Annotated in this window: 20 protein-coding genes; 13 read left to right on the top strand and 7 right to left on the bottom strand. The window is 50.8% G+C overall.

The features are described 5' to 3' along the window. Positions 1-34 precede the first annotated feature (34 nt). The 3 genes from recN (at position 35) to spo0A (ending at position 4,026) form a co-directional block, all read left to right on the top strand. Positions 35-1,762: a DNA repair protein RecN gene (gene recN / locus NYE26_RS19830; RefSeq protein ID WP_339249513.1), complete on the top strand. Its 1,728-nt coding sequence runs from the start codon at positions 35-37 to the stop codon at positions 1,760-1,762. A 114-nt stretch (positions 1,763-1,876) separates the two neighbouring features. Further along, complete coding sequence (gene spoIVB / locus NYE26_RS19825; RefSeq protein WP_036731956.1) at positions 1,877-3,010, top strand: SpoIVB peptidase; 1,134 nt, start codon at positions 1,877-1,879, stop codon at positions 3,008-3,010. 197 nt (positions 3,011-3,207) lie between these two features. Then, positions 3,208-4,026, top strand: coding sequence for a sporulation transcription factor Spo0A (gene spo0A / locus NYE26_RS19820; RefSeq protein WP_036731960.1), 819 nt, complete (start codon positions 3,208-3,210; stop codon positions 4,024-4,026). Between the two features lie 1,051 nt (positions 4,027-5,077). Here spo0A and NYE26_RS19815 read toward each other — a convergent pair. After that, positions 5,078-5,449 carry a hypothetical protein gene (locus tag NYE26_RS19815; protein WP_036731966.1) on the bottom strand — a complete coding sequence of 124 codons (372 nt, stop codon included), beginning with the start codon at positions 5,447-5,449 and terminating at the stop codon, positions 5,078-5,080. A gap of 237 nt (positions 5,450-5,686) precedes the next feature. Between NYE26_RS19815 and NYE26_RS19810 the strand changes: the two genes are divergently transcribed. Both NYE26_RS19810 and NYE26_RS19805 read left to right on the top strand, forming a co-directional pair. Further along, complete coding sequence (locus NYE26_RS19810) at positions 5,687-6,346, top strand: helix-turn-helix transcriptional regulator (RefSeq protein WP_036731967.1); 660 nt, start codon at positions 5,687-5,689, stop codon at positions 6,344-6,346. Positions 6,347-6,465: 119 nt separating this feature from the next. Beyond that, on the top strand, positions 6,466-6,774 hold the full coding sequence (locus NYE26_RS19805; RefSeq protein ID WP_036698353.1) for a hypothetical protein: 309 nt from the start codon (positions 6,466-6,468) through the stop codon (positions 6,772-6,774). Positions 6,775-6,873: 99 nt separating this feature from the next. Here NYE26_RS19805 and NYE26_RS19800 read toward each other — a convergent pair whose 3' ends face one another. The 4 genes from NYE26_RS19800 to NYE26_RS19785 form a co-directional block, all read right to left on the bottom strand. Continuing rightward, a complete protein-coding gene (locus NYE26_RS19800; protein WP_083685839.1) occupies positions 6,874-7,047 on the bottom strand; it encodes a sporulation histidine kinase inhibitor Sda in 174 nt (57 codons plus the stop codon). Between the two features lie 244 nt (positions 7,048-7,291). Beyond that, complete coding sequence (locus NYE26_RS19795; protein WP_339249509.1) at positions 7,292-7,621, bottom strand: LytTR family DNA-binding domain-containing protein; 330 nt, start codon at positions 7,619-7,621, stop codon at positions 7,292-7,294. Positions 7,622-7,758: 137 nt separating this feature from the next. Beyond that, entirely contained in the window at positions 7,759-8,286 is a 528-nt protein-coding gene (locus NYE26_RS19790) for an accessory gene regulator B family protein (RefSeq protein WP_339249507.1), read from the bottom strand. Then, the gene (locus NYE26_RS19785; RefSeq protein WP_339249505.1) at positions 8,283-8,939 is read right to left on the bottom strand and encodes a hypothetical protein; all 657 of its coding nucleotides are present in this window, start codon (positions 8,937-8,939) and stop codon (positions 8,283-8,285) included. Before NYE26_RS19785 ends, NYE26_RS19790 begins: the two co-directional genes overlap by 4 nt. Positions 8,940-9,076: 137 nt before the next feature. On the opposite strand from NYE26_RS19785, the gene NYE26_RS19780 reads away from it, so the two are divergent. Next, a complete protein-coding gene (locus NYE26_RS19780; RefSeq protein WP_339249503.1) occupies positions 9,077-9,595 on the top strand; it encodes a DinB family protein in 519 nt (172 codons plus the stop codon). A gap of 15 nt (positions 9,596-9,610) precedes the next feature. After that, positions 9,611-9,865: a hypothetical protein gene (locus NYE26_RS19775; RefSeq protein WP_339249501.1), complete on the top strand. Its 255-nt coding sequence runs from the start codon at positions 9,611-9,613 to the stop codon at positions 9,863-9,865. A gap of 73 nt (positions 9,866-9,938) precedes the next feature. Here NYE26_RS19775 and NYE26_RS19770 read toward each other — a convergent pair whose 3' ends face one another. Further along, positions 9,939-10,508: a thymidine kinase gene (locus tag NYE26_RS19770; RefSeq protein WP_036731981.1), complete on the bottom strand. Its 570-nt coding sequence runs from the start codon at positions 10,506-10,508 to the stop codon at positions 9,939-9,941. Positions 10,509-10,690: 182 nt separating this feature from the next. Between NYE26_RS19770 and NYE26_RS19765 the strand changes: the two genes are divergently transcribed. From NYE26_RS19765 to NYE26_RS19755, 3 genes are read left to right on the top strand one after another with little or no spacing between them, the layout of a single operon-like run. Next, the gene (locus tag NYE26_RS19765) at positions 10,691-10,900 is read left to right on the top strand and encodes a hypothetical protein (protein WP_339249499.1); all 210 of its coding nucleotides are present in this window, start codon (positions 10,691-10,693) and stop codon (positions 10,898-10,900) included. An 18-nt stretch (positions 10,901-10,918) separates the two neighbouring features. Then, entirely contained in the window at positions 10,919-12,661 is a 1,743-nt protein-coding gene (locus tag NYE26_RS19760; protein ID WP_339249497.1) for an ABC transporter ATP-binding protein, read from the top strand. Then, positions 12,642-14,489 carry an ABC transporter ATP-binding protein gene (locus NYE26_RS19755; protein WP_339249494.1) on the top strand — a complete coding sequence of 616 codons (1,848 nt, stop codon included), beginning with the start codon at positions 12,642-12,644 and terminating at the stop codon, positions 14,487-14,489. The genes NYE26_RS19760 and NYE26_RS19755 overlap by 20 nt, the downstream gene beginning before the upstream one ends. 892 nt (positions 14,490-15,381) lie before the next feature. Here the strand turns inward: NYE26_RS19755 and NYE26_RS19750 are convergent. Continuing rightward, positions 15,382-15,687, bottom strand: coding sequence for a DUF2627 domain-containing protein (locus NYE26_RS19750; RefSeq protein ID WP_036698330.1), 306 nt, complete (start codon positions 15,685-15,687; stop codon positions 15,382-15,384). A gap of 167 nt (positions 15,688-15,854) precedes the next feature. On the opposite strand from NYE26_RS19750, the gene lpdA reads away from it, so the two are divergent. From lpdA to NYE26_RS19735, 3 genes are all read left to right on the top strand, one after another. Beyond that, positions 15,855-17,276, top strand: coding sequence for a dihydrolipoyl dehydrogenase (gene lpdA / locus NYE26_RS19745; protein WP_339249490.1), 1,422 nt, complete (start codon positions 15,855-15,857; stop codon positions 17,274-17,276). A gap of 297 nt (positions 17,277-17,573) precedes the next feature. Next, positions 17,574-18,605 carry a thiamine pyrophosphate-dependent dehydrogenase E1 component subunit alpha gene (locus tag NYE26_RS19740; protein ID WP_036731999.1) on the top strand — a complete coding sequence of 344 codons (1,032 nt, stop codon included), beginning with the start codon at positions 17,574-17,576 and terminating at the stop codon, positions 18,603-18,605. Positions 18,606-18,608: 3 nt separating this feature from the next. Next, positions 18,609-19,595 (top strand): alpha-ketoacid dehydrogenase subunit beta, encoded by a 987-nt coding sequence (locus NYE26_RS19735; protein ID WP_036698320.1) that lies wholly within the window; start codon positions 18,609-18,611, stop codon positions 19,593-19,595. The last annotated feature ends 200 nt before the right edge of the window (positions 19,596-19,795 follow it).

Raw genomic sequence — 19,795 nt, 5'->3', positions numbered from 1 at the left:
GACAGGCAATCATCATGTCGGAGGTGCTGTATTCGTGTTAGAGACATTGTCTATACGCAATCTGGCCGTGGTTGAGGCGGTGGATGTGCATTTTTATCCGGGGTTCCATGTCCTTACAGGGGAGACCGGTGCCGGGAAATCAATTATTATCGACGCGCTCGCACTCATTGCCGGGGGGCGCGGTTCCGCTGACTCCATCCGGTATGGGTGTGAGAAGGCCGAAATGGAAGCGCTTTTCAGCCTGCCGGGAAGTCACCCGGTCTGGGATACGCTGGAGCGGCTGGGCATCGGGGCAGAACGTGAGGAGCATCTGGTGATCCGCCGGGAGATTACCTCCCAGGGCAAGAGTACTTCGCGCGTGAACGGTCAGATGGTCAATCTGAGCATGCTGCGCGAAATCGGGGAGCAGCTGGTCAATATTCATGGACAGCATGAGCATCAGAACCTCTTGAAGGCTGAACGTCACCTGGGTCTGCTGGATACCTATGGGGAGGCGGTAATCGGACCGCTCAAAGCGGATTATCAGGAGAAATATACAGCCTTCGCCAAAGTGGAAAAAGAACTCCGGGAACTTCAGGAATCCAGCCATAAGGCGTATCAGATGCTTGATTTGTACCGTTTTCAGCTGGAGGAAATTTCTGCTGCGGGACTAAAACCGGGAGAAGATGAATTACTTGCCGAAGAACGGGTAAAACTATCCCACAGTGAGAAAATGATGGATTCAGTATCCGGCGCATACGAGCTGCTGTATGACAGGCAAGGGCTGGAGTCCATTGGCAATGTAATCTCCAGGCTTGAAGATGCGGTGCGGTATGACGAGAAGGGTCTGCGGGCAGTCTTCGAGCAATTGCAGTCGGCTTATTACCAACTGGAGGATGCGGCGTTTCAGCTGCGCGACTACCGTGAAGAGATCGAATTCAATCCGGCACGGCTGGAGGATATTGAGAACCGGCTGGATCTGATCACCGGACTGCAGCGCAAATACGGGGATAGCGTGGAGCAGATTCTGGAGTATTATCAGCAGATTGAGCGGGAGACGGATCTTCTGGAGAATAAGGACGAATATATTGAGAAATTAACGGCCAAACGCGATGGCCTGCTTCATATCTTAATGGAGTCAGCCGAAGCGCTGAGCGGAGCGCGGCGGCAGTGCGCAACTGAGCTTGCTTCACAGGTCGAGGGAGAGCTGAAGGATCTGCAGATGGAGCGGACCTCCCTCCAGGTGAAGATGGAGACGCTCGAAGATCCGCGCGGCATGGAGTATCAGGGACGGCGGTACCGTCTGACCCGGCAGGGGATCGACAGTGCTGAATTCATGATCTCCCCGAATCCCGGCGAGCCGCTGCGTCCGCTGGGCAAGATTGCCTCCGGCGGAGAGCTGTCGCGAATCATGCTGGCGATGAAGAGTATTTTTGCACGGCATGATGCAATTCCTGTCCTTATCTTCGATGAGGTGGATACCGGAGTCAGCGGACGGGCGGCCCAGTCCATCGCGGACAAGCTGTATAAGCTGTCCTCCACCTGCCAGGTGTTCTCCATTACCCACCTGCCGCAGGTGGCCTGTATGGCAGATCATCAATATCTGATTGCCAAAAAAGTTGAAGACGGACGCACGATGACTGAGGTGGACTCGCTCTCGGCCGAAGGCCGCGTAATGGAGCTGGCCCGGATGCTGGGCGGTGTGGAAATTACCGAAAAAACATTGCATCACGCGCAGGAGATGCTGGGTCTGGCTGAGGCCAGCAAGGCAGCTGCAAGCTAAGCGGGACAATGATTGACAGTAATAAAAGCCTGAGGGCAAGGTTATCTTATAGGTACGCAATTGGCGACCACCTTTTTCGTCAAGCGAAAGAAGCAAAAGGGAGTGTGACAGCCATTGAAGCCTAACCTCAGGAAGTTAATGCCCGGCCTTTTATTTGCCTTCTTTCTCAGTTTATCAGGCATAACGGGACCCTCACAGATCCACGCAGCACCGCTTGAACATCAGCCGCTTAGGGCGGTACAGGGAACCGAGAGTGAACTTAAGGTCATCCCCGGAGGTCAGACGATTGGCGTGAAGGTGAAGTCGGCAGGCGTGCTGGTTGTTGGTCATCATCTGATTGAAGTATCGGAGCAGTCCAAGATTTCACCCGGCGAGAACAGCGGCATCCTGCCCGGCGATCTGATGATCTCCATTAACGGGGTGAAGCTGGACGAGGTATCGAAGGTAGCAAGGCTGGTCGAGCAAGCCGGCCGGAGCAATGATTCCTTAAGCATCGTCTACAAACGCGGCGGTAAAGAGCATACAGCTCAGCTGAAGCCAGCGTATGACCGCACAGACAAGGTGTGGCGGCTCGGGCTCTACATCCGTGATTCCGCAGCAGGTGTAGGGACCCTCACTTTCTACGCCCCGAAGCAGGGTGTGTACGGGGCCCTTGGGCATGTCATCACTGACATGAACACAGGTACGCCGATTGTGGTCGGCAGCGGCCATATCGTGCAGTCCAGCGTCACTTCAATCTCCAAGAGCCAGGATGGCGATCCTGGGGAGAAACGGGCCCATTTTCTGAAGGAAAGCCAGGTTCTCGGGAATGTGGAGAGCAACACGGATTTCGGAATATTCGGTAAAATGACCCGTAATCCTGAGCACAGCCTATATCAGGAGCCGATTCCGGTGGCCATGAGCACTGAAGTGAAGGAAGGACCGGCGCAGATTCTTACCGTTGTCGATGGTCAGCAGGTCGAACGCTTCAACGTAGAGATCATCCATGTGGCCCGTCAGCAGACCCCTGCTACTAAGGGTATGGTGCTGCGCATCACCGACCCGCGTCTGCTCGATAAGACCGGAGGGATTGTCCAGGGAATGAGCGGCAGCCCGATTGTCCAGAACGGCCGTCTAATCGGTGCAGTGACCCATGTGTTCGTCAATGATCCCAAGTCAGGGTATGGCTGCTTCATTGAGTGGATGCTCAGGGACTCCGGTGTGGTTCAACAGGATCAGGAGCCTCAATACAATCTTAAGGCGGTTTAGCCTTAAGATTTTTTTGTCGAAGGGCAGCGATTATCCTCGAAACGTGAAACAAAATATTTAATTATAAATCAACACCGAAAAAAAATAAAGAAAAATAATTTTCGACAGAAGGATATTCAAACCTGATGTCGAAAGTTATAGGGAGAGAAGATGATCATTATTTTCTGAATAGCAGATATATAAGGAGGAAGTAGCCAGTGCAGAATATTGAAGTGTTGTTGGCCGATGATAACAGGGAGTTCACGAACTTGCTCGCCGAGTACATTACTGAACAAGAAGATATGACCGTAACAGGCATTGCCTATAATGGGGAAGAGGTACTACAGATGCTCAGCGGAGCACGTAAGATCCCCGATGTCCTTATTCTTGATATCATTATGCCGCATCTGGACGGCCTCGGCGTGCTGGAACGCCTGCGTGATATGGATCTGAACCCGCAGCCCAAGATCATTATGCTGACCGCTTTTGGCCAGGAGAATATTACGCAGAGAGCCGTTCAGCTTGGCGCCTCTTATTATATTCTGAAACCGTTTGACATGGAGGTTCTGGCGAACCGTGTGCGCCAGCTGGTTGGCACGCAGGGCAGTATGAGCACTTCCGGAAGCATGTCCGGCTATTCTTCTTCCAGATCTTCCAGTAATGTGGTTCCGCTGTCCAAGGGCAAGAACCTGGATGCGAATATTACCTCAATCATTCATGAAATCGGCGTCCCTGCGCATATCAAAGGCTATCAGTACCTGCGTGAAGCCATCACCATGGTCTATAACAACATTGAGATCCTTGGTGCCATCACCAAGACGCTGTATCCGGCTATAGCCGAGAAATTCAAGACCACGCCTTCCCGCGTAGAACGCGCCATCCGCCATGCGATTGAAGTCGCCTGGACCCGTGGCAACATCGACAGCATCTCTCACCTGTTCGGCTATACCATTAATATCTCCAAATCCAAGCCAACTAACTCGGAATTTATTGCCATGGTAGCGGATAAGCTGCGCATTGAGCATAAGGTGTCTTGAAAGGGTTAGGGGCAGGATACGTTAGGGGTTAAGTAGTCTAGAGCCTAAAAATACCGGAATAGCATAATAATAAATACCACTTGCTAATGGGAAATTGTATTCCCCAATAGCAAGTGGTATTTTGTTTTACTACACCCAAGTAGTTTGTATGCGAAAAACCGAATACAATTTATACTGCTGCGATGATGTATGGGCCTAATGCTTCACAGCCCGTAACATTGTAGAGAAATCCTGCAAGAAGTGCAGCAATGTTGCCCAATAGAATCGACCGATGCTGAAATCCTGCATGAAATGCAACAAAGCCAGCGCTAACTTGCTCTAAACAACGGAATTACTGCAAATAATGCAACAATGCACCGTGGCCATTAATATTTTTAAGTGTAATCCTGCAAAATGTGCAACAATCAGGCTCCCGAGACAGTCCCCATTGATTAACAGCCGCGTCTGGGTCATGACTTGCGTTTGGGTCTGAAAACACCAGTTACAAGCGCATACATACATTGCAACGAAGGCAATAAAGATACTTAGCCATTCATTAGACTGTACGACAAATAGGTAGTAAATCAAGTCACTCCTTCATGGAGTGGCTTTTTTTAGTTTATAATGAAGGGATAAGCAAAGGAGGTGGGAGAAATCATAGCGCAGATTCTTTTAGGGATCTGGATGCTCACACAAGCGGCTTGTCACTTTTCTGGACTCGATGTGTTCCTTCGGCAATCCGTTTGGGATAGTTTGAGTAAGGAGGAGCGGGCCTCTTTTCAAAGAGGGATGGTCCTGCCCTATCTCATATTAGGGATGACTTTTATTGGAATGGGGATTGTTGAGCGTAAGTCGGTCCTGTCTATGCCGCTTTTCCTGGGACTCTATATTATATTGTGTGCGGCGTCCTTGGCCGGGGTATTAAGGAATAACAAAAAGCACCTGGGTCATTACATGTGGTGAATCTATAGCAGCTAGTTACCGGATTGGCTGCTACTGTTCTGTAAAAGAAACCGACCAAGCCATTGCTTGGTCGGTTTTGTTATAAATATAAGCTTATATTTCATATACCTTAATTAACGGACTGGTTGCCCAGACTGCTCAGGTAAGCATCGGCTTCTTGATATGTAGGATAATGCACGGCGAATTTGCCGAACAGTCTTTTCATTTGCATTTTCCAGACCGGGGAGTCTGCAACGTATACCCAGCCGCCTACTCCTGCTTCTACCGCGCGGTCACCGGTGGGAGCGAGCATTGCGGCTACTTCAGGAGAGAGCACGGTTGGGGAACCTGTCACATCAGTTACTCCGGTAAAGCCTGGCTTCAGCTGCTTCAGAGCGTTTTCAAAATCTGCTATGTAGGCGGGTACGTCACTCTCAGTGAGGCCGTAGGCTCTAACGATCACCTGGTTTTTTGCAAGATTGACTTCCATTGTGTAAGACATGAACATTCCTCCAGTTGTGGTATTAAGTTTACATTAGGTTATATCGGATAAGATTGGGGTCTATTTGAGAGAATAAGGAAAACGGATTAGAATGGTTCTCATTTATGGGAATTAACCCCATATATTAAGGGGATATGGAGGGTTTTACGCTTCTCGCCTAAAGAATTTACACAAACAATTGTTATTATGAAACACAAATTGTTGTCTTGTGTTATGATATAGGTAGAGGTGGCTCTTATGAACGATTTCGATAATTACCCCGATGAGCTGGGGAATTTCATCCGGCACTTCAGGAAGGCCCGTGGGTTAACCCTCAGGGGGCTGGAAGAGAAGAGCGGCATCAGTTATTCACAGCTCAGCAAGATTGAACGGGGAGAGAGTATCCCGCTTAAGGATAACCTGGATAAGATCATTGAAGCACTCGGAGGGGATCTCAAGAACCGGATGTATCATTTGGCCGACTACATGCCTGATATTGAGTACATCAAGACGCTGAAGCAGGGCTACAAGCTGCCTAAGCATAATCAGTCCCAGGACTACATTTACGAGACGGCGTTCAACAAGCTGAAGGAATTCCGGGCGAAGGAAGACAAAGAAACGTCATATGTTTCCTTTGATTCTGACGAGGTCATCGTTTATGAGACGGAATATGGGGCAGGAATGGTTATAGAGAAGATCGAGAAGTACAACCTGACCGATGTGCTTAACGATATATTCGAGGGAAGTCTGGACAGTCTCCGCAGGCAGCCGCGCCAAGGGCGTCAGGCATACTTATTCGGAGAATGGCTGCGTGAAGGTATCTTCGAGCTGAAGGAAGAGGAACAGGACCAGGTCATTCAGGCCTTGAAGGAATTCACCCAGTTCAAAGTACAACAGATCAAGGGCGTGTACAAGTAAAGAAGGGCCCGGCTTAGCGTGCTTGCAAAATGAATAATGTTGCCCTTTCTTGCAGCCATCTATTCATCTTGATCCATAAACAAACTACAAATGGTTAGACAGAAAAGGGGATAAGAATCATGAGAATCAATATGAAGTTCACCAGCAAAGGGAAAGCGGCCATCGAGAATTTCAACAACGAAGAGCTGTTGGAGATTTTTGCAAGATACATCAAGACACTGACCAAAAAATACGATATTGAAGTAGATGTGCCGCTTGAAGTGAATCAGAATATCGTTGCCGATGGAACTGTCATTGCTATGGCCCAGAACGTCAAATGTGATGCCGAGACCTTCTTCAAGGAGCTGGGACGCGATATCAAGGTTCCCCTCAAGAAGCGGCTAGGCGGAAAACTGGAGAATGTGTTCAAGACCGAAATCATCGAGTAAGCGTAAGCTTGCTGCTCACCAAAACCATCCCCGCACATTGTGGAGGATGGTTTTTTGGCATCTGTGGAGGTATATCCTATGGGTGGAGAGCTTCGCATTCTAATGATGTTGGGTACCTGAAAGATTCCGCGTGGTAAGAACATTCCTGATAATTTGGATAAAATCCGGTGAAGCCTTGGCTTCCAGCGCCAATTCGTAGATGTTCATTAATTGTTCGTCAGACAATAGCTCAAGTGATGAGGGGCGCGGAGAAGGATGAAAGTAAGTATCCATTGTATTCCTCCATCATGGTTGAGAGTAGTGGAAAAGATAATTAAGATATTAATGAAATGCTTCTATGTAAATGGTACCATCTGGAATATAATCCGTCTGCTGTCATTCGCCCTCTGAATTTTACTTTACATAAGTTGGATAATATGTGATAATAGTTGATTTTGTTTCTCTTAGCCTGTCATGACTACAAAAAAGCAGCGAACCTATAAAAAGGATCGCTGCTCTCTTTACATTCTACGGTGAATTAATCATCGAATTCGCGATTAGTCAAGTATTTCTTAATTCTGGATTCGTTGGACTCCGATACATGGGCAAACTGTTTTCCTTGATTAAACAGAACGATCTTACGCTCCGAATCATAAGCTTCAATGTTGCTTAGACTCACTACATTACTGCGATCTAGCCGTTCGAACCCTTCATCCCTATAAGCTGATAAGAGATCGGAAAGAGTGGTGGGGAAAACAAATTCGCCTTCTTTCGTATGGACGAATATTGTATTTTTATAATTAGAGAAATACAATATATCTTCTTCCAGGATATCGCGGGAAGAACCGTCATTTAGTAGAACACGCATGTATTCCCCATCCTTGTATGATTACTTACGCAGTTCTTGAGGAGCTTCAGGGCTGTGCAGACTAATCTTCATAACGGAAACAAAAAAGCGTGCGGAAGATTCTAACGCTTTTGAAACGTATTTAGCTGTCATGGCTTTCATAATTTCAACCTCCTTTTCCAGGGTAATACGGTTAATGATTGAACAAAAAAAGCCAGTCCTAAAACCGATGAGCCAATAAAAAAATTACATGCTACTAGAAAAATAGAGATAACTTTTAAATGAGGAAACCAATGATATGGAATTCGGGCATTTTTATCTGGATTAGGGGCAAAAAAGCACATTATAATAAAGCTAATCATGTTGAGAGCCATCAGAAGAAAAGAGCCCGTTAAAATAAAAAAGTAAGGGGTAAGCACACAAAGCAGGGTGGTCACTATATTGCATGCAGTAGCTGTTCTTAAATGAAATCCGCCAGAAAAAATTCTTAGTACGGAGAAGCTTGCGAAAAACAATAGCGTAGCTGCTGTATTGTTCAGCAACCAGCCGAAAAATAAAGAACAGGTAATAATAAGAAAAGTATTTAGAATAATATTGAGAGAGTATTGCAAGACCTCGATAGAACCTGTTTCTTCTGGATTTGCGTTCTTAATAGCCGTCGAAATTTTAAAAGCAAGAGTATTCAATATATTCCACCACGATTTTTTTGACTTGATAAATAGAGATATCCAAATAATAGAAAACCATAAAATAAAGGTATAACAAAGAAAAAGTGAGGTAAATATTCAATAAGGTAAAGCATCAGTATTACTACAAGAACAGAAGGGATACACAAAGCAAATAATATTTTATCACTTTTGCTAATTGTAACTCTTCCCTCAGGTTTATCAGGGATGAAATCAAAGCCTTTTCTTTTTACGCCTATATTGTAAGCAACAATGAATGCTCCTGCAGAAGTTAAAATCTGCAAAATATATATCCCTATAGATATGGAAGGGAATTTCAGTTCATATATACCGGTACTATTTATAAATAAATATAGAACTGATTGAATTAACATATACGCTTGATAAGCAACGCCTGTTACAATAACAGCAAAAAATATATGAATCCTGAACAAAAGCCAAATAAATAGGAAAGTTAAAGTATACTGGAGAAAAACGTCTATTTTAGAGAGCCCATAATTATTACGAAGGGTGTAAGAAATGAATGCCATAATTAAGCCTGCAAACACAATTTCTTTTGGATAAATGTCGAGTTTGAAAATTTTAAATGCCAGATAGAATAAGGCAGAACTCTCTAAAACTGAAAATACCATATAAAGCACAAAATCCAGCATGCTTACACTCCCGGGAAATAGATTAACAAATCTGTAATCCTGGTGATATTATACATAATAGGCTAAGATACAACAACAGGTTTTGACACAATCCGGCAAATATTTCTTAAAAATTGGTTTGGAGAGGGGTTTTTACCATGAATCAGCGTCCTGCGCAAGGAGAGTATACCGAATTTCAGTCCAGATATATTACACTGGTGCCGCCTGAAGGAGAACTGAGCGTTATTCTAAGAGAGCAGACTCAGGAGCTACTGGCTCTGCTCGGCGGGCTGACAGAGGAACAAGGGGCCTACCGCTATGCCCCCGGGAAGTGGAGTATCAAGGAAATGCTAGGGCATCTGACGGATAATGACCGCATTATGTCTTACCGCTTGCTTTGTTTTGCGAGGGGAGAACAGGCGCCGCTGCCGGGCTATGAGGAGAATGATTATGCGGCTGCCGGGGCGTTCGACCGCTTCACGCTGCAAGAGATGATTGCGCACTACCGGATCGTCCGCGAGTCCACCTTGGCGCTGGTAGACAGTCTGGTGGATAATGATTATACCCGTACAGGCAGCTCCAATGGTATTGCGATGTCGGTTAGAGCGCAGATTGCTCTGATCATTGGACATGAGCGGCATCATCTGCGGGTTCTTCATGAACGTTATCTGAACTAAAGGGAGGAGACGCATGTGGGCTTACTTAGAGGCATCTGGCATTTCTTCGTCCCGAGGGAGCGCACACTAGTGTATACCACTTTCGATCAGGGACAATATTTCCGGGTCAAAACCCGCCTTGCAGCAGCAGGCATTCCGCACCGTTCCCGGATTAATGGCGGGATGAGAGAGACCACAAGGCGTGCTAACTTCGGCGGGAAGGCTACGATCCAGCATGATCTGTTCGTCCGCAAGGAGGATGAGCACAGGGCGCTTCAAGCGGTTCAATAGACTGGCACACAAAAAAACGCATTCTGGCCTGTTGAGGGCTGGAGTGCGTTTTAATGTTCTGTTTTAGGGTATTTTACAATGGAGGATTCTTGTGGCATTTCCGGCAGACCGGGTAATAGGCTTCATTGCCGCCGATCTGGATCTGTTTGCCGCTGTATACCGGCTTGCCGTTCTCGACCCGCAGCGCCATAGTGGCTTTCCGTGCACAGAACCAGCAGATGGTCTTCATTTCTTCAATCTTGTCAGCGTAGATCAGCATATATTTGCTGCCTTCGAACAGATTGTTTTGGAAATCATTTTTGAGGCCGAAAGCCATCACCGGAATGTCCAGCTCATCCACAATACGCACCAGCTGCAGGATGCAGTCCTTGCTCAGGAACTGGCACTCGTCGATCAGTACACAGTGCGGCTTCGGCAGACTGCTGCTGACAATGCTGTAGATATCGGTCTGCTCGTCGATAGGAATGGCCTGCTTGCGCAGTCCGATCCGGGAGGAGATGTATCCCACTTCATCCCGGTTATCAATGGAAGGTGTGAAGAGGAGCACCGACTTGCCCTGCTCTTCATAATTATGTGCAACCTTGAGAATCTCAATGGATTTGCCGCTGTTCATAGCTCCATACCTGAAAAATAATTGTGCCACGTCCATCTATCCTTTCACTGTTGAGCTAATCTGCAACACGACCCAAAAATCGACCTTTCTAGAGTATCATACTCGGGGCCGGAGTAGCCAGTGCAAACATTGCTTCCGCCCGGGATGTGCTATAATGAACGCAATTGTGTCTTCAGCAGGAGAATATAGTGAACAGAAGGGAAGTTAGTCAGGTGACAGAGAAATTGGAGCAATATAAGGAACGGATCAATGTGCTGCGGGAGAAGGGGGAGCTGATCCCAGGTGCAGAGGATTTACTGGAAGACATGCTGGCCGAGCTCACCGAGCTGAACCGCAGCAACAAGGCACTGCGCCGGGTCATTTTGAAGTCGGGACAAGGCTCTGCCATGTCTACCCGCCTGCGGGATGCGCTCTACGAATAAGCAAATGGGGTATCTTCGATGAAGCTAATGTTGACTTTTCTTAAAAAATACCGGGTCGCCGCCATTGCCGCGCTGGTCATGATGCTGATTGAGCTGGCCGTGGAGCTGTCGCAGCCGCTGCTGATCTCCAAAATCATTGATGACGGTATCCGGCAACAGGACACGGCTGTCGTCTGGCTGTGGGGCGGGGTGCTGGTAGGGAGTGCCGCTGTGGCGTTTCTGGCGGGAATACTCAGCTCCTTTTTTGCGTCGCATGTCAGTCAGGGGTTTGCATTCGACCTGCGTGACAAGCTGTATGAAAAGGTACAGTCGTTCTCTTACGATATTTTTAGCCGCTTCCCTACCTCATCTCTGATCACCCGCCTTACCGGGGATGTAACACAAATTCAGGATACGATATTCATGGGGCTACGGTTCATGACCCGTATTCCGCTGGTTGTGATCGGAAGCGTGATTATGGCGCTTGTGGTACATATCAAGCTGGGGCTGCTGCTGACCGTGACGCTGCCGTTTTTGGTGATTTTCATGATCTGGCTGATGCGCAGAGCGTCCGAGCTGTTCCGCAATGTGCAGAGCCGGCTCGACGGCGTGAATGGTGTTATTCAGGAGAATTTGACCGGAATCCGGCTGATCCGTGTATTTGTGCGGATGGGCCATGAGATTGGACGGTTCGCAACATTCAGCGGAGAGCTGATGAGATCGACTATTGCTGCGCTGCGGCTTACCGAGACCTCGACCCCGTTCATTATGATCATCGTCAACGCCGGTATTCTGGCCGTGTTATGGTTTGGGCGGATAGAGATCTCTACAGGGGATGCGACGCTGGGACAGACGGTTGCTGTTATTAACTACTCGCTGCGGACGATGGGAGCGCTGTCAGCGCTATCCTGGATTATGGTCAGCTTCTCCCGCGCACGGGCGTCTTCGGGACGGGTCACTGAAGTGATGGCGGCAAGCGATGGCCCGGGCGAGCTGGGTATGACTTCTGGAAAAGGTCTTGCGTCAGCTGTTCAAGGCAAGGTGGAATTCCAGCGGGTCAGCTTCAGCTATCCCGACAGTGATATTAAGGTGCTTGACGATATCTCCTTCACGGTGCAGCCGGGGGAACGCGTGGCGATTATGGGCGCGACCGGCTCAGGCAAATCCTCTCTGGTAACGCTGATTCCCAGGCTGTATGAATGCGGCAGCGGGAGCATCCTGGTGGACGGACAGAAGCATACGGAGATGGATATGCAGACCTTACGGGGCTCGATTGGCTATGTACCTCAGGAGGTACTGCTATTCACCGGCTCGATCCGGGAGAATATAGCCTGGGGAAATGCAGCGGCGAGTCAGGCAGAGATTGAGCAGGCAGCAGCGGCAGCACAGATTCATGACACAGTTGCCGGGCTGCCGCAGGGCTACGATACTGCCCTTGGGCAACGCGGAGTTAATCTGTCGGGCGGGCAGAAGCAGCGTCTGAGCATTGCACGGGCGCTGGTGCGCAGACCGGCGATCCTGATTCTGGATGACAGCACCAGTGCGCTTGATGCGGTGACGGAGGGGCTTTTGCTGGCAGAGCTGAAGAAATTGTCCTGCACGACCTTCCTGATCACACAGAAAATTAGCTCCACTGCCTCGGCGGATCTGATTCTGCTGCTTGACGAAGGCCGGCTTATTGCGCAGGGGACCCATTCCGAACTAATGGATGAGTCCGTGCTGTACCGCAAAATCTATCAATCGCAGACAGGGGAGGGGCAGCATGTTCAAAGCACTCATTGAGCCGTTCCGCTATCCGAAGCTGGAAGTAGGCCACGGCGAAGCCAAGGTCTTCGGGGCGATGGGCAGCCGGAAGCCGAAGGCGAAGGCCAAGAACTGGTCTGGCACATTAGGACGCATATGGACTTATCTCGCTGAACGCCGGACAAAGCTGATACTTGTGCTGTTCATGGTTCTGCTAAGCTCAGCCTTGTCGCTCCTTGGACCCTACCTGATCAGCCGGGCAGTGGACGACTATCTGGGCGGGGAGGGCGGCAGAACGTGGGGCCTCTTCCTGCTGGTGCTGGCGCTCGTCTACCTGCTGAATTCCCTGGTCTCCTGGCTGCAAAATGTCTGGATGATCGAAGTCGCCCAGGAGACGGTCTACCGGATGCGGACGGATCTGTTCTCGCACCTGCACCGCCTGCCGATCTCCTTCTTCAACCGCAGGCAGCAGGGAGAGATTATGAGCCGTCTGACCAATGATATCGAGAATATCAGCTCGACGCTGAACAGCTCGGCGATTCAGATTTTTTCCAGTATTCTGACGCTGGTGGGAACGGTTGGCGTAATGCTATGGCTCAGCCCGCTCTTGACGCTGCTAACCTTCATTGTGGTGCCGCTGATGATGCTGGGGATGCGCTGGATTACCCGGCGGACCGGCCCGCTGTTCAAGGAGCGGCAGCGGAATATGGGTGAGCTGAACGGGTTCATTGAAGAGACCTTGTCTGGACAGCGGATTATCAAAGCCTTCTCGCAGGAGGAGCGGGTAATTACCGGCTTCAGAGAGCGCAATACACGGATTATGCTGTCGGGGTATTGGGCGCAATCGATTTCGGGCTTCATTCCTAAGCTGATGAATGGTCTGAACAATCTAAGCTTTGCCATCGTGGCCGGAGTCGGGGGGCTGCTTGCAATCCGCGGGCTGGTGACGGTGGGGATTATTATCGCTTTTGCCGAATATGCCCGCCAGTTCACCCGGCCGCTGAATGATCTGGCGAACCAATGGAACACGCTGCTGTCGGCGATCGCCGGTGCGGAGCGCGTCTTCGAGGTGTTGGATGAAGAGACCGAGGCCCGGGATGAGGGCGCGGCGGTGAAGCTTGCGCATGTTGAGGGCGCTGTGAAGTTCTCGGAGGTCTCCTTCTCCTATGATGGGGGGGCAGATACGCTGCAGGATATTTCATTTGAAGCGAAGCCCGGTGAGATGATTGCGCTGGTCGGACCTACCGGTGCTGGAAAAACGACGCTAATCGGCCTGCTGTCCCGCTTCTACGATCCGAGCCGGGGCAGCATTACGCTGGACGGGCGGGAGCTGTCAACGGTCACCCGTGAGAGTCTGCGCAGCCATATGGCCTTCGTCCTCCAGGACTCCTTCCTGTTCAAAGGTACGATCCGCGATAATATCCGCTACGGCCGGCTGGATGCAACCGATGAAGAGGTGGAGGAGGCTGCGAAGCTGGCCAATGCCCATGCCTTCATCATGAGACTTCAAGACGGCTACGACCGGATGCTGTCTGTGGACGGCAGCGGTATCAGCCAGGGACAGAAGCAGCTCTTGGCTATTGCCCGGGCAATTTTGGCGAATCCGTCTATGCTGGTGCTGGATGAGGCAACGAGCAGCATCGATACGGTGACCGAGATCAAAATTCAGGAAGGGCTCCAGGCGCTGATGCGCGGCCGGACCAGCTTCGTCATCGCCCACCGGCTGGGCACGATCCGCGCAGCCGACCGCATTCTGGTGCTTGAGGGCGGACGCCTGCTTCAGCAGGGTTCGCATGAGGAGCTGCTCCGGCAGGGCGGCCTCTATAGTCAGCTGGTGCGGGGAAGTAAGGACGCGGCCGGGGAGTAAGGATGAGGGATGGTTGAGGCATGAGTGAGGCATGGTGAGGATGAAGCAAGGAAGTGTAGCTAATGCTGACATTGATGCTGATGCTAATGCTCACGCTAATGTTGACGCTAATGCTCACGCTAACGCTAATGCTCACGCTAACGCTAACGCTAACGCTAATGCTAATGCTAATGCTCACGCTTGCGTTGAAGGCTGTACGTAGAGACTACGGCGGTGAAATTGGTAAGGTAACTGTATTTTGTGCAGTAGAAATCTGATTTTTGAGTGGAAAATGTTATTCTATTGTATTTGATACATTAGATTTTGCTGGTTTGAGCAGAAAAGTGGGAGTTGTTCGAATTCTACTGTACGAAGTGCAATAGCTTTTGAATTCTGCTGGAGATTACCCTTTTCTGTTGTACATTGTGCAATTGTACTGTTGGTAAGCTCTACTATCGTACCGCATACTGTGATTCGTATCTCGTATCTCGTATCTCGTATCTCGTATCTCGTATCTCGTAATCTCACGGATAGTTGTATTTCGTGCAGCTATAAAGCTGCGGATTACCCAATAAGCTCGGATAGATGTATTCCGTACAACTAAGATTGGGCATATTAGTCTTTATACGTAAAGTAGTGATTTATAAGTGTACGAAGTGCAGCTATACCTCTCCATGGGCCGAAATCGAGCATTATAGTTGTACAAAATGCACTTAGCACTTGAGTAACAGGCACGTAATGCTTGAACGATAGACTCGTAGCGCACTCTCACAGAGTACAGCGTGCTGTTCACGCGGTGTCTGGCGTGGATCGGGAGTCCTCCAGTTAAAAGTTCGATAGCTACTAACAAGGGGATGCCTCAGCAGCCGGTTCGTTCATGGCTTGAGGCATCCCCTGTTTCAATGGAATATAATTAGGAGCGGGCTTCGGAGGACGGGGGCTGCTGCGCCTGTTGCTTCTCCCGGAAGCGGGGGCCTACGTAGTTCTTTTTGCGGTCACGGGTCAGAATCCAGCCGCCGAGGAAGGTCATTCCGGCCAGGAAGAGCAGCAGTCCGCCGCCGAAATGCAGCCACGCAAATTTGGGAATAGCAGTCTCATCGCCATGCATGGCGAAATAGTTGAACAGATCATCTTTCATCATCAGGAAGCCCGTCATCGCCAGGAGGCCGGGGATCACCAGAATAAGGATGGCAATGAAGCGTGAAATCAGCAGTTTCATCACAGTCGCTCCTCTTCGCAGCCGTTTGAATTCACCCATATGATAACGCTTTAACCTGCAAAAGTCCATGAATACATGACGTTTATAAGTTTTGAATTACTCCCGAAAGAGAGTACAATATAATAGATTGAACTGAATTCAAGAGGAATGACTGGAGGATACATATCATGACAATGACCTGTGATGTGGCGATACTTGGCGGAGGCACCGGCGGTTATGTGGCAGCGATCCGCGCTGCGCAGCTGGGCAAATCCGTTGTCGTTATTGAAATGGACAAGCTGGGCGGAACCTGCCTGCACCGCGGCTGTATTCCCAGCAAATCACTGCTGCGCAGTGCAGAGGTATTGGCTGAAATCAACGAGAGCGAAAGCTACGGTATAGAGACTACGGGCACCAAGCTGGTGTTCCCCAAAGTGCAGCAGCGCAAGGAAGCGGTAGTAGAGCAGCTACATCAGGGGGTGCAGTATCTGATGCGCAAGCACAAGATTCAGGTGCTGAAGGGCAAAGGCCGGATCATCGGGCCTTCGATTTTCTCCCCGCGAAGCGGCGCTGTAGCTGTAGAACTGGAGAATGGCGAGATGGAGACCGTGGTCTCCACGAATCTCATCATCGCTACCGGCTCGCGTCCGCGCATTCTGCCTGGCCTGGTGCCTGACGGCAAGGTGATTCTGAGCAGTGAAGAGGCGCTTACGCTTGAGGAGCTACCGGCCTCGATTATTATTGTGGGCGGCGGGGTAATCGGAGTGGAGTGGGCATCCATGCTGGCTGATTTCGGAGTGCAGGTGACTGTCGCCGAGGCAGCCGGGCAGCTGTTGCCGCAGGAGGATGAAGAGGTGGCCCGCGAGCTGCTGCGTCTGCTGAAGAAACGCGGGGTCCGGGTACTCACCGGAACAACGGTGGATGCCGAGACCTGCACAGTGTCGGAGACAGGGATTACGATTGAAGCCCGCAAGGGGGAGCAGAGCCAGAGTCTATCGGCTGATAAGCTGCTCGTATCCGTGGGACGCGTGGCGAACATCGAGAATCTCGGACTGGAAAACACAGATATCCGCTTCGATACAGGTGTCATTGCGGTAAATGCCAATATGCAGACGGGTGAGCCGCATATCTATGCGATTGGCGATTGTATCGGCGGACTGCAGCTGGCTCACGCCGCCAGCCATGAAGGCATCCGTGCGGTCAACCATCTGGCGGGCGAAGCGCTCCATCCTTATGAGACTCATCTGGTTCCCCGCTGTGTCTATACACGGCCGGAAGTGGCAAGTGTCGGTTACACAGAGAAGGAAGCGAAGGAGCTCGGCCGTGAGACGGTGACCGGCAAATTCCCGTTCTCCGCCATCGGCAAAGCCATTGTCTACGGCATGAAGGACGGCTTCGTGAAGGTGGTGGCTGACGCGAAGAACGGGGATATCCTCGGCGTGCAGATGATCGGCCCGCATGTGACCGATCTGATCGGCGAAGCGGCGCTGGCCCAGATCCTGGATGCTACACCTTGGGAGGTCGGGGAGGCTGTACATGCTCATCCGACACTGTCGGAGGTGCTGGGCGAGGCGATGCTGGCCGTGGATGGAAGAGCAATCGGATACTAGCGTGCGATAGAGAGCTTAACAAGAAGGCCGGAGGGAGCGGAACGCGCGTAATGCGCTGATATCGCTCCATACCGGCTATATTTGTTCGGTTCCAGAGCCCTGCCTTGGCGGAGGGATTTTGGCTTTTCTTTTTGCCGCGAAAAAGATTATAATGGATTTAGTACCTGGTGATAGGATCAGGGCATATATATATTTAGTATTAGGGTCAACCCGCCTGGCGGACGCATCCTGAACCTGTTAGAGATAGCGGGGCTGGAAGCTGAGCGCCGGCAATACTTTTTAGGAGGTACCTCTTATATGGAATCCCAAGGTACTGTAGACACCGTTAACAGACATAAGCAGCTTGGACTCACAGACGGCCAGGTTATCGATATGTACAGATTCATGCAGCTCGGACGGAAATATGATGAGCGCAGTCTGCTGCTGCAGCGTGCGGGCAAGATCAATTTCCATGTATCCGGCATCGGGCAGGAGGCGGCACAGGTCGCGGCGGCATTTGCACTGGACCGGGAGAATGACTATTTCCTGCCCTATTACCGGGACTATGCGTTTGTCCTCTCTGTCGGAATGACCACGCGCGAGCTGATGCTCTCCGTCTTCGCCAAGGCGGAAGATCCGAACAGCGGCGGCCGGCAGATGCCGGGCCACTTCGGCAGCAAGCGCCTGCGGATTGTAACGGGCTCAAGCCCGGTCACGACCCAGGTTCCGCATGCGGCAGGCTTCGCGCTGGCGGCGAAGATGCAGAAGAAGAAGTTCGTCTCCTTCGTTACCTTCGGGGAAGGCTCCAGCAACCAGGGGGATTTCCATGAAGCGTGTAACTTTGCCGGTGTGAATAAGCTGCCTATGATTATTTTTTGCCAGAACAATCAGTATGCGATCTCGATTCCTGCTCACAAGCAGCTTGGCGGCAAGGTCAGCGACCGTGCGCTCGGCTACGGCTTCCCCGGCATCCGGGTGGACGGCAATGATCCGCTGGAGGTCTACCGTGTGGTGAAGGAGGCCCGGGAACGTGCGCTTGCCGGTGAAGGCCCGACCTTGATTGAAGCGATGATGTACCGCTTGTCGCCGCACTCCACTTCGGATAATGATCTGGCTTACCGGACCCAGGAGGAAGTGGATGAGAACTGGAAAAAAGACGGCATCGCCGCGTTCCGCACTTATCTGACCGGACTCGGTCTATGGAGTGACGAGCAGGAGCGTGATCTGGCTGCCGAATATAATCTTGAACTGAAAGAGGCTATAACCTACGCGGAGAATGCGCCGTTCCCGAAACCGGAAGATACGCTGCTGCATGTCTACGATGAATCCGGCCTGAAGGGGGGCGCTTAAGCCATGGCGATGATGGAATATATCGATGCAATCCGGCTGGCGATGAAGGAAGAGATGGAACGTGACGAGTCGGTGTTCGTGCTGGGTGAGGATGTCGGCGTGAAGGGCGGCGTCTTCACAACGACCAAAGGCTTGCAGGAGCAGTTCGGCGCAGAACGGGTACTGGACACGCCGCTTGCGGAATCTGCTATTGCAGGGGTGGCCATCGGCGCTGCGATGTACGGCATGAAGCCGATTGCCGAGATGCAATACTCGGATTTCATGCTGCCCGCAACCAACCAGATTATTAGCGAAGCAGCCAAAATCCGCTACCGTTCCAATAATGACTGGAACTGTCCGGTTGTCATCCGTGCGCCGATCGGCGGCGGCATCTTCGGCGGGCTGTACCATTCGCAGTGCCCGGAGTCGATCTTCTTCGGCACGCCGGGACTGAAGATTGTGGCTCCTTATTCGGCTGCAGATGCGAAGGGACTGCTCAAGGCCGCTGTCCGTGATCCTGATCCGGTGCTGTTCTTCGAGAACAAGAAATGCTACAAGCTGATCAAGGGCGATGTGCCGGAAGGCGACTACACGGTGCCGATTGGTGAAGCGAATCTGCTGCGTGAAGGCAGCGATATTACGGTGATCGGGTATAGCCTGCCGCTGCATTTTGCGATGCAGGCAGCGGAGGAGCTGGAGAAGGAGCATGGCGTAACCGCACATATCCTGGATCTGCGCACCCTCCAGCCGTTGGACCGGGAAGCGATTATTGCCGCTGTCCGGCAGACCGGCAAGGTGCTGATTGTCCATGAGGACAACAAGACCGGAGGCATCGGCGCTGAAGTGGCGGCGATCATCGCCGAGCATTGTCTGTTCGACCTTGATGCCCCAATCTTCCGCCTGTGCGGACCCGATGTCCCGGCGATGCCGATCTCACCGCCGATGGAGAAATTCTTCCTGCTCAGCAAGGACAAGGTCAAGGCTGAGATGCTGCGTCTGGCGCAGTATTAAGTTCAATAATTCATCCTCCCGGACACCGCGACCGTGACCCGAGCAAGAATGTTGCAGAAAGTGCAACTTGGATATGAAATATATAGTGAATTGGGAAGAATGCTGCACGAAATACAACAATATGTCCGCTCAGCCGCCCGAATGAAGAGAATTGCTGCGTTTTGAGCAACATTTTTGATTTTGGGCAGATTTGTATGAGC

This window comes from Paenibacillus sp. FSL P2-0136 (genome assembly GCF_037975325.1).
Lineage (GTDB): Bacteria > Bacillota > Bacilli > Paenibacillales > Paenibacillaceae > Paenibacillus_AQ > Paenibacillus_AQ silagei.
Note: the sequence above shows the minus strand (reverse complement) of the source record. Positions and strands in the feature narration are given on the sequence as shown.